This is a genomic window from Methylotetracoccus oryzae, assembly GCF_006175985.1.
Taxonomy (GTDB): domain Bacteria; phylum Pseudomonadota; class Gammaproteobacteria; order Methylococcales; family Methylococcaceae; genus Methylotetracoccus; species Methylotetracoccus oryzae.
The window spans coordinates 111,845-123,963 of the sequence record NZ_SRSH01000011.1 but is presented as its reverse complement, the minus strand read 5'-3'; the positions used below and the strand labels follow the sequence as shown (position 1 = coordinate 123,963).

Annotated in this window: 12 protein-coding genes; all 12 read left to right on the top strand. The window is 64.1% G+C overall.

Features of this window, described 5'->3' with window-relative positions:
• Positions 1-87 precede the first annotated feature (87 nt).
• Complete coding sequence (gene dnaE / locus BWR02_RS12660; protein WP_139558117.1) at positions 88-3,582, top strand: DNA polymerase III subunit alpha; 3,495 nt, start codon at positions 88-90, stop codon at positions 3,580-3,582.
• 443 nt (positions 3,583-4,025) lie between these two features.
• On the top strand, positions 4,026-4,286 hold the full coding sequence (rpsP, locus tag BWR02_RS12655) for a 30S ribosomal protein S16 (RefSeq protein WP_139558116.1): 261 nt from the start codon (positions 4,026-4,028) through the stop codon (positions 4,284-4,286).
• A 35-nt stretch (positions 4,287-4,321) separates the two neighbouring features.
• On the top strand, positions 4,322-4,825 hold the full coding sequence (rimM, locus tag BWR02_RS12650; protein ID WP_236102212.1) for a ribosome maturation factor RimM: 504 nt from the start codon (positions 4,322-4,324) through the stop codon (positions 4,823-4,825).
• 12 nt (positions 4,826-4,837) lie between these two features.
• On the top strand, positions 4,838-5,605 hold the full coding sequence (trmD, locus tag BWR02_RS12645) for a tRNA (guanosine(37)-N1)-methyltransferase TrmD (RefSeq protein ID WP_139558114.1): 768 nt from the start codon (positions 4,838-4,840) through the stop codon (positions 5,603-5,605).
• Entirely contained in the window at positions 5,602-5,946 is a 345-nt protein-coding gene (rplS, locus tag BWR02_RS12640; RefSeq protein WP_139558167.1) for a 50S ribosomal protein L19, read from the top strand. The genes trmD and rplS overlap by 4 nt, the downstream gene beginning before the upstream one ends.
• A gap of 99 nt (positions 5,947-6,045) precedes the next feature.
• Positions 6,046-6,525: a methylated-DNA--[protein]-cysteine S-methyltransferase gene (locus BWR02_RS12635; protein WP_236102210.1), complete on the top strand. Its 480-nt coding sequence runs from the start codon at positions 6,046-6,048 to the stop codon at positions 6,523-6,525.
• A complete protein-coding gene (gene xerD / locus BWR02_RS12630) occupies positions 6,515-7,408 on the top strand; it encodes a site-specific tyrosine recombinase XerD (RefSeq protein ID WP_129884147.1) in 894 nt (297 codons plus the stop codon). The genes BWR02_RS12635 and xerD overlap by 11 nt, the downstream gene beginning before the upstream one ends.
• A gap of 29 nt (positions 7,409-7,437) precedes the next feature.
• Positions 7,438-8,214: an acyl-ACP--UDP-N-acetylglucosamine O-acyltransferase gene (gene lpxA, locus BWR02_RS12625; RefSeq protein WP_129884146.1), complete on the top strand. Its 777-nt coding sequence runs from the start codon at positions 7,438-7,440 to the stop codon at positions 8,212-8,214.
• Between the two features lie 26 nt (positions 8,215-8,240).
• A complete protein-coding gene (locus BWR02_RS12620) occupies positions 8,241-9,176 on the top strand; it encodes a Gfo/Idh/MocA family protein (RefSeq protein WP_129884145.1) in 936 nt (311 codons plus the stop codon).
• A 25-nt stretch (positions 9,177-9,201) separates the two neighbouring features.
• Positions 9,202-10,299: a DegT/DnrJ/EryC1/StrS family aminotransferase gene (locus BWR02_RS12615; protein ID WP_139558112.1), complete on the top strand. Its 1,098-nt coding sequence runs from the start codon at positions 9,202-9,204 to the stop codon at positions 10,297-10,299.
• 49 nt (positions 10,300-10,348) lie between these two features.
• Positions 10,349-11,584, top strand: a complete 1,236-nt coding sequence (gene lpxB, locus BWR02_RS12610) for a lipid-A-disaccharide synthase (protein ID WP_328591523.1) — start codon at positions 10,349-10,351, stop codon at positions 11,582-11,584.
• Positions 11,584-12,090 carry a GreA/GreB family elongation factor gene (locus tag BWR02_RS12605; protein ID WP_139558111.1) on the top strand — a complete coding sequence of 169 codons (507 nt, stop codon included), beginning with the start codon at positions 11,584-11,586 and terminating at the stop codon, positions 12,088-12,090. Before lpxB ends, BWR02_RS12605 begins: the two co-directional genes overlap by 1 nt.
• Positions 12,091-12,119 lie beyond the last annotated feature (29 nt).

Here is a 12,119-nt window from a genome sequence, read left to right as displayed (position 1 = left end):
CCCACGCCGTCCAGCGGGGTGCAATCTGTCCGGGCCGCCCGTGTCGTTCGCGGGTCGCTGAATGTTCGACGACGTTTCCCGACGCCAATGCAACCGCGATTCATCCACTTACGCGTCCACACCGAATACTCCCTGAGCGACGGTCTACCCGGCATCGGGGATCTGGTCGCGCGTGTTGCCGAACTGGGCATGCCCGCCGTCGCGATCAGCGACCAATCCAACCTGTTTGCGCTGGTCAAGTTCTACAAGGCGGCGCTGAAACGCGGCGTGAAGCCCATCGTCGGCGCGGACCTGTGGGTCCTGAACGAAGCTGAGCCGGGATCGCCGGACCGGCTGTCGCTGTTCGTGCAGAACGCGGCTGGATACCGAAATCTGGTCGAGCTGATCTCGAAGGCCTATCTCGAACATCAACGCCAGGGTATCCCCATGCTGATGCCCCAGTGGCTACCCGAGCGCAGCGAAGGTCTGCTGGCGCTTTCCGGTGGGCGCGAGGGTCGCATCGGCCGGCTGCTGCTTTCCGGGAACGTCGGCGAAGCGCGGCGCGAGTTGGCTCATTGGCAGCGGGTGTTCGGCGACCGATATTACCTGGAATTGCAGCGAACTGGGCGCACGCGGGAGGAGGAGTACATCGATCATGCGGTGCTGCTCGCAGAGGAGTCAGGGGCTCCGGTGGTTGCGACCAACGACGTCCGGTTCCTGCGGCGAGGCGACTTCGATGCGCACGAGGCCCGCGTCTGCATCCATCAGGGTCGGGTGCTCGAGGACCCGCGTCGTCCGCGCGATTACAGTCCGGAACAGTACCTGCGGAGCCCGGACGAGATGGCGGAGCAGTTCGCCGATCTCCCGGTGGCACTGGAGAACACGGTCGAGTTCGCCAAGCGTTGCAACCTTGAACTGACACTGGGGCAGACTTCGCTGCCGGATTTTCCGGTCCCCGAGGGTATGCATCTGGACGATTATTTCGCCGTGCAGTCGCGCACGGGTCTGGAGCAGCGTCTGGTGTCCGCGGGTATGGTCGACAACGCGGCCACGGCAAAGGTCTATCGCGACCGCCTCGAACTGGAACTCGCGGTGATTCGCCAGATGGGCTTTCCCGGGTACTTTCTGATCGTGGCCGATTTCATCCAGTGGGCGAAGAGCGAGGGCATCCCGGTCGGTCCCGGGCGCGGCTCCGGTGCTGGCTCGTTGGTCGCCTACGCGCTGCAAATCACCGATCTCGATCCGCTCGAATTCGATCTGCTGTTCGAGCGCTTCCTGAATCCGGAGCGGGTTTCGATGCCCGACTTCGATATCGATTTCTGCATGGAAAGGCGCGACGAAGTCATCGACTATGTGGCGCGCAAGTACGGCCGCGACCGTGTCTCCCAGATCATCACCTACGGCAGCATGGCAGCGAAGGCCGTCGTACGCGATGTTGGACGGGTCCTCGGACACTCCTACGGTTTCGTCGACAAGATCGCGAAGCTGATTCCATTTGAACTCGGTATCACGCTGGACAAGGCCCTGAACGACAGCGAGGACCTCCGGCGCTGGTATGAGAGCGACGAGGAGGTGCGGGCGCTGATCGACCTGGCAAAGTCGTTGGAAGGCTTGACGCGCAATCCGGGCAAGCATGCGGGCGGTCTGGTGATCGCGCCGTCCCGGCTGACCGACTACACGCCGCTCTATTGCGACGCCGGCGGCGACAATCTCGTGACCCAGTTCGACAAGGACGATGTCGAGGCCGTGGGACTGGTGAAGTTCGACTTTCTAGGCCTGCGCACTCTGACCATCATCGACTGGGCGCTGAAGACCATCAACCGGACGCGTGCCGCACGGGGCGAGTCGCCGGTCGATATCGCTGCGATCCCGCGGGACGATCCCAAGACCTACGAGTTGTTGAAGCGCTACGCCACCACCGCGGTGTTTCAGCTCGAATCGCGCGGCATGAAGGATCTGATCAAGCGCCTGCAGCCCGATTGTTTCGAAGACATCGTCGCGCTGGTTGCCTTGTTCCGCCCCGGTCCGTTGCAGTCGGGCATGGTGGACGACTTCATCAACCGCAAGCAGGGGCGCGCCAAGGTCGAGTATCCCCACCCGCTGCTCGAGAACATCCTGAAGCCGACCTATGGCGTGATCGTCTATCAGGAGCAGGTCATGCAGATCGCGCAGGTGCTCGCGGGCTACTCACTGGGCGAAGCCGACCTGCTGCGCCGGGCGATGGGCAAGAAGAAGCCCGAGGAGATGGCGAAACAGCGCGGCATCTTCGTCAGTGGTGCGACCGCGCGCAAGGTCGACGAGTCGGTCGCCTCGTTCATCTTCGATCTGATGGAAAAGTTCGCCGAGTACGGCTTCAACAAGTCGCACTCCGCCGCCTATGCGCTGGTGTCGTATCAGACCGCCTGGCTGAAGGCCCACTACCCGGCGGAGTTCATGGCGGCCGTGCTGTCCGCGGACATGGACAATACCGACAAGGTCGTCGTGCTGATCGAGGAATGTCGGCAGATGGGCCTGACCGTTCTCTCGCCGGACGTCAATCGTTCGGAGCACCGCTTTACCGTGAAGGACCCCGGCACGATCCTGTACGGGCTGGGCGCCGTCAAGGGGGTTGGCGCGTCGGCAATCGGCGAAGTGGTCGAGGAGCGCGAACGCAACGGGGCCTTCGTCGACCTGGTGGACCTGTGCCGGCGGATCGATTTGCGGAAGGTCAACCGGCGAGTGCTGGAGGCCCTGATCCGTGCCGGAGCGCTCGACAGCCTGGAAGCCAATCGCGCCGCGCTACTGGTCGCACTGCCGGAGGCCATGCGCGTGGCAGAACAGCATCTCGCGATGGACGCGATGGGGCAGGATGATCTGTTCGGTTTGCACCCTGCGACGGTGACAGGGACGACCACGTTGGCGATTGCCCCGGTCGAGCCATGGACCGAACGCGAACGCCTGGCGCATGAGAAATCGACGCTGGGGCTGTACCTGACTGGACATCCGATCACGGAGTATGAAGCGGAACTGGCTGCGATCATCAGCAGTAAGCTCGGCGCCGTCAGCCTGGACGGCCACCGCGGGAGTGGGCGCCAGGAGGTCAGGGTCGTCGTCGCCGGACTGGTCGTGGAGTTGCGCACACGGCAAAGCAAGTCCGGCAAGCGGATGGCCTTCGCCACGCTCGATGACCGGACAGGTCGTGTGGAAGTGGCGGTGTTCTCGGAGGCTTTCGATCAGTCCCGAGAGGCGCTCATCAAGGATGCGCTGGTCGTGGTCGAGGGCACGCTGGCGCTGGACGACTTCACCGGCCAGACACGCCTGAGCGCCGAGCGGGTGCACAGCATCGAGGCGGCGCGAGCCCGTTTTGCGCGGCAGCTCGTGATCGATTGGCCGGTGGGAGCAGCGGCCGCACCGGACGCTGAAGCCGGTCGCGTCGGCCAGCTCAGAGCCGTGCTGAAGCCTTTCCAGGGCGGGGGCTGCCCGATCGTGATCGATTACCGCGGGGCAGGCGCGGAAACGCGGCTACAACTGGGTGCGGAGTGGCGTGTACGCCCGGCCGAAGACCTGTTGCAACGCCTGAAAAAGACCCTGGGGCCCGATCGGGTCCGTCTGCTTTACAACTGAGCTCCGAGCGGATCGGCTTACACTGGATTTCCGATCAACAGCAGGAATTTACGGTCGATCGGAAAGGCCCTACGGTCCACGAGTGAAGAATCTGGTGGACAGACTGTTTTTTTCCTATACACTTTGCGTCGTTTCCAGGGACGGGACGCCAACGAACGTCGCCAAAGAGGAGGAGCGCCCTTGGGGCGTTGTGTGAAGAATAACTACAATGCGTCACCGGGGCTTGCGTCCAGACACAGGCCATAGCCGGGCACAGAACAATAAATAGAACCGCAAGCCCGCGTTACGCGGGCTTTTTTACGTTCGCGCACTCGACCGCCGGAGAGGCCTCTTCAGCTTTGCCGCTCACGGCGTCGCCTTCAGGGTGCATGCTACTTCCTTCATGCCTTCGGGCTGAGTTATAATACCCGGCTTTGTTACAATGCACCTCCGTGGAGGAGTTGATGGTCACGATTCGTTTGTCCCGCGGTGGCGCCAAGAAGCGTCCGTTCTATCATGTCGTCGTCGCCGACAGCCGTTCGCGCCGTGACGGCAAGTACATTGAGCGCATCGGCTTTTTCAACCCGATCGCCCGTGGCGGCGAAGTCCGCTTGAAGATCGACGGAGCACGCGCGGATTACTGGCTGGGTACGGGCGCGAAAGCGTCCGATCGCGTCGTGTCCTTGCTCAAGGAAATCGCCGCGCAGCCGACCGCCGTCGTCTGACGGCTTCGCCGGCGTCGTCTGCACGGACCGGACACGTGAAGTCACGTGTCGTCATCGGCGCCGTGGCCGGCAGTTATGGCATCAAGGGATGGGTCAAGGTCCGCTCGTTCACCGACCCCCCGCAGAACATCTTGCGCTACCAGCCATGGTGGCTCGAAGGCAAGGGCCTGACGCGCGCCTGTGAAGTGTTGCAGGGCAAGCCGCAGGGACACGGATTCGTCGTGGCGGCCGTGCAGGGTATCGAGACGCCGGAAGAGGCGAAGTTACTGAAGGGGTGCCAGGTCACCGTCGATCGAGCGTGCTTTCCGCCGCCGGCTGCCGGCGAATACTATCAGGTCGACCTGTTGGGGCTGACCGTGCGCAACCTCGATGGCTGCGTCCTCGGTACGGTCAATGAAGTGCTTGAAACCGGTGCCAACGATGTGCTGGTGGTGTCGGGAGAGCGGGAGCGGCTAATCCCGTTCGTGCAGCCCGACACCGTTCGTTCGGTCGACTTGGATGGCGGGCTGATCGAGGTGGATTGGGACGAAGACTTCTAGCGCTGGCCGCCCATGCGCTTCGACATCGTGACCCTGTTTCCGGAGTTGGTGGGCGAAGCGCTGCGCCACGGCGTCACCGGCCGGGCGATCGACCGGGGGATCGTGAGTTGCCGGCTCTGGAACCCTCGGGACTTCACGACGGACCGGCACCGCACGGTCGACGACCGGCCCTATGGCGGTGGTCCGGGCATGGTGATGAAGGTCGAGCCCCTGTGCAAGGCGATCCGGGCCGCGCGTGATGACGCGCCCGAGGCGGCGCGGGTGATTCATCTGAGCCCGCAGGGCCGCTTGTTGACCCAGCAAGCAGTTCGCGGCTTCGCCGAGTGCGAGCGACTGGTGCTGGTGGCGAGCCGGTACGAGGGGATAGATGAACGGGTGATCGCGCTGGAGATCGACGAGGAATGGTCGATCGGCGATTACGTGCTGAGCGGCGGTGAGTTGCCGGCGCTGGTCCTGTTCGATGCGGTGACGCGCTTGCTGCCGGGGGTGCTGGGGCACGAGGAGTCGTCCGTGTGCGAGTCGCATACGGCCGGGTTGCTGGATCATCCGCATTACACGCGGCCGCCCGAAATCAATGGTCTGGCCGTGCCCACTGTGTTGTCCAGCGGCGACCATGCAGCGATTGAGCGCTGGCGAATGAAGCAGTCCCTGGGGCGCACCTGGCTCCGACGCCCGGACCTGTTGGTCGCGGAGCATCTGGACGGGGACCAGCGGCAATTGCTCGACGAGTTTATACAGGAATTCGAGAATCGAGAGAGAGGAACACAGCGATGTCAATGAACGTCATTCAGGATTTGGAAGCGTCGTGGTTGGGTGGGCGAACCTTGCCCAATTTCAGCCCGGGCGATACGGTAGTCGTCCAGGTCAAGGTCAAGGAAGGCAACCGTGAGCGGTTGCAGGCTTTCGAGGGGATCGTCATTGCGCGGCGGAACCGGGGCTATCATTCCTCGTTCACGGTACGCAAGACGTCTCATGGCGAAGGGGTGGAGCGCGTCTTTCAGGCTTTCAGCCCGCAGGTCGAGGAAATCCAGGTCAAGCGTCGCGGCGATGTGCGCCGTGCCAAGCTGTACTACCTGCGCGGCCTGACCGGCAAGGCGGCGCGCATCAAGGAAAAGATCTAAGTCCGCTGCGGGGGCGGCGCGCGGAACGGACGCATGGGTTCCCCGTCTGCCTTCCGCGCGAGATCGCAGCCTGCCGGCTCCCTGCGTGGAGTGCTCCCGGTGCCTTTCGGTACGGTGTTCGTCTATGCCGAACGGCCGGATGCCATCACTGGCATCGAGTTGTCGCTGGAGCCCAGCACCGAGGTATCCGATTCCGGTGAGCCGCTGATTGCCGAGGCGCTGGCGCAGCTTGAGTCCTATTTCGAGGGCGGATTTACGTCCGTCAACGCCGTCCCCGTTCGCTGCATCGGCACCCCGTTCCAGCGGCGCGTCTGGGATCAGTTGCGCGCGATCACGCCCGGTACTACCCTCAGCTACGGCCAGGTAGCTGCCCGGTTGGGCAGCAGCGCCCGCGCCGTGGCGGGCGCCTGTCGCGCCAATGACTTCCCGATCGTGATCCCCTGTCATCGGGTCGTCAGCGAACACGGCCTGGGCGGCTACTGCGGTGCCACAGACGGCCCATGGCTCGCCGTGAAACGTTGGCTGCTCCGCCACGAGGCGGGCGCCATCTCGATCGAAGCCGGACAGCATGGCCGATGACGAGCGGATCATCGCGCGTTTCCAGGATGTTCTGTGGATAGAGGAGGGCTTGAGCGAGAACACTCGCAAGTCCTACGGCAGCGACCTGAGGCTCTTCGCGAACTGGCTGCGGCAGTCGGAGCGGACCCTGCTCGGGGTGAGCACCGCGGATCTGGAGGCGTATCTCGCCCACAAGCACCGCGCCCGGGTCAGCCAGCGCTCCAGCGCACGTCTGGTTTCGACGCTGAAAAAGTTCTACGCCTGCGCGCAGGACCAGCAATGGATGGATGGCGATCCTGCCGCATCGCTGCAGGCCCCTTTCGTCGGTCGGCCCTTGCCCAAGACACTGAGCGAGGCCGATGTAGAGCGCCTGCTGGCCGCTCCTGATGTCGAACAGACGCTCGGTTTCCGAGACCGGACGATGCTGGAAGTGCTGTATGCGACTGGCCTGCGGGTCAGCGAACTGATCGCACTGCGCGTCGACCAGGTGAATACCCGGCAGGGCGTCGTGCGGGTTACCGGCAAGGGCAGCAAGGAACGCCTCATTCCCTACGGGGAAGTCGCGCAGGAATGGGTCGACGGGTTTCTGGCGGGAGCACGGCGGGACTTGCTCGGCGGTCGGGTCAGTGCTGCACTGTTCGTGACGGCCCGGGCCATGCCGATGACGCGTCAGGCCTTCTGGCATCTGATCAAACGGTATGCTCTACTGGCCGGTATAACGACCGACCTGTCGCCGCACACACTTCGTCACGCCTTCGCCACGCATCTGATCAACCACGGAGCCGATCTGCGCGTCGTGCAAATGTTGCTCGGGCATAGCGATCTTTCCAGTACCCAGATTTACACGCACGTCGCGCAGGAACGTCTCAAGGAACTGCATAGCCGCTGTCACCCGAGGGGCTGACGGTCGGACGCCAACTTCGTAGGAGAGTCATGATTCATCCCACGGCGATCGTTCATCCCGAAGCCAGACTGGGTCAAGATGTGAGCATCGGCCCATTTGCCGTCATCGAAGCAGGGGCAGAGATCGGCGACCGCTGCCAGATCGGTGCACATGCCGTCATTCACTCGCACGTGCGTATGGGGGCGGCCAACACGGTGCACCCGCACGCGGTGCTGGGCGGGCTGCCGCAGGATCTCGGCTTCGATCCGGCCCAGATCACTTACGTGGACATCGGCGAGAACAACGTCTTTCGCGAAGGGGTCACGATCAGTCGCGCCACGGCGCCGCTGGGCTCCACGCGGATCGGCTCGGGCAACTACCTGATGAACAACACCCATCTGGGCCATGACGGCGAAATGGGCGACCACAATATCCTGGCCAGCGGGGCGACACTGGGTGGCCATACCCGTGTCGGTGACCGCGTATTCTTCGGCGGGGGCGTGATGGTGCACCAGTTCTGCCGCGTCGGCAGTTTCGCGATGCTGCAGGGTCTGGCGGGCATCAACAAGGATGTGATTCCCTACACGATGGTCGGTGGCCGTCCGGGCAAGCACTACCGTCTGAACCTGATCGGTCTCAGGCGAGCCGGCATCGACGGCGAACGGCTGCGGGCCATCTCCCGGGCCTATCGCCTACTGCGGGCGCGCAGCGATTTGAGCGGACTGCCCGATACCGAAGAGATCCGGTATTTGAGAAATTGGCTGGGCAGCGGCTCGAAACGCGGTACGCTGGCGTTCTTTGAGTTGCGCGACGCCGGGACTGAGTAAAGGGTGAGACGGACGGGAGCCGCGTAATGGATGAAGTCAGGTGCGCCGTCATCGGCGTGGGTTATCTCGGCCGGTTTCATGCAGAGAAATATGCCGCGTTGCCGGGTTGTCGTCTCGTGGGCGTGTGCGACACGGATCCCGATGCGGCGGCCCGGCTCGCGGCCCAACTCGGCGTACCGGCTTTCACGGAGCACCGGCAGTTGCTGGGTCAGGTCGACGCGGTAAGCGTCGTCGTCCCCACCAGTGTCCACCATGCGGTAGCGCGCGATTTCCTCGACGCCGGAGCCGACGTGCTGGTCGAAAAGCCGATCACCGTGACCGTGGCAGAGGCGGACGAACTGATCGACCTGGCCGAGCGCCGCGGCCGGGTGCTGATGGTCGGCCATCTCGAACGCTTCAATGCAGCGATCCTCGGCCTGAACCTGCGCGACGACAAGCCGCTGTTCATCGAATCCCACCGGCTCGCGCCGTTCAAGCCGCGCGCGAACGATGTCAGCGTCGTGCTGGACCTGATGATCCACGACATCGACATCATCCTGGACGTCGTCGATGCGGAGCTCGAGCGGATCGACGCGAAAGGCGTGCCGGTATTGACCGGTGACGTGGACATCGCCAACGCGCGGCTCGTGTTCAGGAATGGCTGCGTCGCGAATGTGACCGCCAGCCGCGTCAGTTTGAAGGTCGAGCGCAAGATGCGCTTGTTCATGCCCAGCGCCTACTACTCGGTCGATTTCCAGAACCGCGTGCTGACCTGCCATCGGAAGGGGGAGGGCGAGATGTTTCCCGGCATTCCGGAAATCCTCAGCGAGGAATCGGTTTTCGAGAATGGGGATGCGCTGCGGACCGAGATCGAGCATTTCATCGACTGCGTGAAGACGCGCAGCGAGCCGTTGGTGTCGGGGCGAGCCGGGCGGCGCGCACTGGCAACCGCCACCGAGATCACCCGTCTACTCCAAGCCTGAATTACCTCAAGGAGTGTCCCGACTCATGATTCCGATGGTCGACCTGAAAGCCCAGTATGCCAACCTCAAGGAGGAGATCGACCGCAGTCTGCAGGAGGCGCTGGACAGTTGTGCCTTTATCCTCGGCCCTAACGTCCAGGCCTTCGAGCGAGAGGCGGCGGACTACCTGGGCGTTAAACATGCGATCGGCGTGGCATCGGGAACGGACGCGCTGCATCTCGCGTTGCGGGCCGCCGGGATCGGGCAGGGCGACGAGGTCATCACCTCTCCTTTCACCTTCATCGCCACGGCCGAGGCGATCCGTTACGTCGGGGCAACGCCGGTCTTCGTCGACATCGATCCACGCAGCTTCAATCTGCAGCCTGCCACGGTCGAAGCGGCGTTGACCGAGCGCACGACGGCCGTGATGCCGGTGCACCTGTTCGGCCAGCCGGCTGACCTGCCGGCGATCGGTGCGATATGCGAGCGGCGCGGTCTGAAGATGATCGAGGACTGCGCGCAGTCCTTCGGAGCAACCGTTGATGGGCGACAGACCGGATCGATCGGCCTCAGCGCCGGTTTCAGCTTCTTCCCGAGCAAGAATCTGGGTTGTTATGGCGATGGCGGACTGGTGACGACGAACTCCGACGCACTGGCGGAGCATGTGCGCGTGCTGCGCAACCATGGCTCGCAGGTCCGTTACTACCATCAGGAGATCGGCTACAACAGCCGCCTGGACGAACTGCAGGCGGCAATACTGCGAGTGAAGCTCCGGCACATCGAGGAGTACAACGGCAACCGCCGTCGCGTGGCCCACCGCTACTCGGAACTGCTGTCTGATCTGCCGCTGGACACGCCGTTCGAGGACGGGATCGGCCGCCACGTCTACCACCAGTACACGCTGCTCAGCGATCGGCGCGACGCGATCATGCAAGCCCTACAGGCGGCCGGGATCGCGTGCGCGGTGTATTACCCCGTACCCCTGCACCGGCAGCAGGCCTTCGCTGCGGACTGCGCCGGGGTGCAGCTGCCGGTGGCTGACGACATCGCCGGCCGTTGCCTGTCGCTGCCGATCTATCCCGAACTCGGCGAGTCCGACATCCTCAAGGTCGTGTCCGTGATCGCCGACGCCTGCGGTCGCTGATGAGCATGGCGGGGACCGACGGGAGGCTCCGCTCGAGCCTGGGGCCGTGATGCACGCTGTCGAAGGCGCGCTCCACGCCGGCGATACGCCGGGTGACAGCGGCCGCGAGCGACCGCTGGTCATGCTGGTCGCCGGCGAGGCCTCGGGCGATCGGCATGCGGCCGACTCCTTTCGTGAACTGCGCCGGCTGATTCCCGACGTCCGCGGCATCGGCATGGGCGGCCCTGCGATGCGGGAGGCTGGGGTCGAGATCGTGCAGGATTCGGCTGGTATGGCCGTCATCGGCGTCGTCGAAGTGATCCGTCATTATCGGCACATTCGTCGGGTGCTGAAGAAGATGCAGACCCTGGTCTGCGAGCGGCGGCCGGATCTGCTGATCTGCGTCGACTACAAGGAATTCAACTTTCATCTGGCGCGCGCCGCGAAAGCCTGCGGGGTCCGGGTCCTGTTTTACGTCGGCCCGCAGTTCTGGGCCTGGCGCCCCGGGCGCGTCAAGACCTATGGTCAGGCCGTCAGCCATATGGCCGTGATCTTCCCTTTCGAAGTGCCCCATTACCAGGCCGCCGGTGTGCCGGTGACCTACGTCGGTCATCCGCTGGCCGGCAAGGTGGCGCCCCGCATGACGCGGGCCTGGGCGTTGACGCGTTTCGGGTTTGGGAAGGGCGGACCGATCGTCGGCCTGCTTCCCGGCAGCCGGGCGAATGAAATCCGGCGGCTGCTGCCGGTGATGCTGGAAAGCGCGCGGCAGCTCGCCGAGCGCGTCCCCGGCGTCCGTTTCGTGTTGGCCGAGGCCCCTTCGGTGGAGTCCTCGCTGATCGAAGAGGCCCTGGCGCAGCACGGCCTGCCGCTGCGCCGGGTGCCCGGCCTGGATTATGACCTGCTGCAATGCTGCGATGCCGTCGTGACCTCGTCGGGCACGGCGACGCTTGAACTGGCCCTGCTGAAAGTCCCCATGGTCATCATTTACCGGCTCTCGCCGGTGACCTACTGGCTGGGTCGGTTGCTCGTGAAGATTCCGTTCATCGGTCTGCCGAACATTCTGGCGGGACGTTCCGTCGTGCGCGAGTTCATCCAGCATGACGCAAATCCCGAGAAGATCGTCGCCGAGCTCGAACATATCCTGAGCGACACGCCTTATGCGGCCTCGATGCGCGCCGCGCTGTCCGAGGTTGCGGGTATCCTCGGCGCCGGCGGCGGATCGGCCAATCTGGCGCGGCTCGCTGCGGAATTGTTGAGCGGGGGCGGCAGTCCAAGCAGCGGGAAATCTTCGATAGAGGACAAGTGATGAGTCGTGCCTTCGTCAAGGAAGAGGATGATAGCGATCGGGCTGAGCAGCTGCCCGATCGTCCACAGAGTCCACACACGAATTATGTAACGGCGGCCGGGCTGCGGCATCTGCAGGGCCGCGTGGCAGAGTTGACCGAACGACGTGCGGAACTGTCCAGACAGGAGAGCCTCCAGAGTCGGCAGGATCTGGGCGTCGTCGAACGTGATCTGCGCTTTTTCGAGGAGCGCCTGCAACGCGCGGTGCTCGTTGGTCCACGGACGGTGCCGGATGCTCGCGTGCGGTTTGGCGACACCGTGACGGTCTGTGATGCCGGTGGCCGGGAGCAGCGCTTTACGATCGTCGGTGAGGACGAGGCGGATGTGCAGCGCGGACGTATCAGCTGGGTATCCCCGCTGGCCACGGCACTGTTGCAGGCGGAACTGGGCGACAGCGTCGTGTGGAAGCGGCCGGCCGGGGATGAAGAACTGGAAATCCTTGCCATCGACGAGGGTGGCGAGTCATGATCGGTGTGACCCTCACACTCCCTGCAGGG

Bases quoted from the DNA above. Each gene is read 5' to 3' on its own strand.
- dnaE (WP_139558117.1), top strand. From the start codon at position 88: ATGCAACCGCGATTCATCCACTTACGCGTCCACACCGAATACTCCCTG.
- rpsP (WP_139558116.1), top strand. From the start codon at position 4,026: ATGGTCACGATTCGTTTGTCCCGCGGTGGCGCCAAGAAGCGTCCGTTC.
- trmD (WP_139558114.1), top strand. From the start codon at position 4,838: ATGCGCTTCGACATCGTGACCCTGTTTCCGGAGTTGGTGGGCGAAGCG.
- rplS (WP_139558167.1), top strand. From the start codon at position 5,602: ATGAACGTCATTCAGGATTTGGAAGCGTCGTGGTTGGGTGGGCGAACC.
- xerD (WP_129884147.1), top strand. From the start codon at position 6,515: ATGGCCGATGACGAGCGGATCATCGCGCGTTTCCAGGATGTTCTGTGG.
- lpxA (WP_129884146.1), top strand. From the start codon at position 7,438: ATGATTCATCCCACGGCGATCGTTCATCCCGAAGCCAGACTGGGTCAA.
- BWR02_RS12620 (WP_129884145.1), top strand. From the start codon at position 8,241: ATGGATGAAGTCAGGTGCGCCGTCATCGGCGTGGGTTATCTCGGCCGG.
- BWR02_RS12615 (WP_139558112.1), top strand. From the start codon at position 9,202: ATGATTCCGATGGTCGACCTGAAAGCCCAGTATGCCAACCTCAAGGAG.
- lpxB (WP_328591523.1), top strand. From the start codon at position 10,349: ATGCACGCTGTCGAAGGCGCGCTCCACGCCGGCGATACGCCGGGTGAC.
- BWR02_RS12605 (WP_139558111.1), top strand. From the start codon at position 11,584: ATGAGTCGTGCCTTCGTCAAGGAAGAGGATGATAGCGATCGGGCTGAG.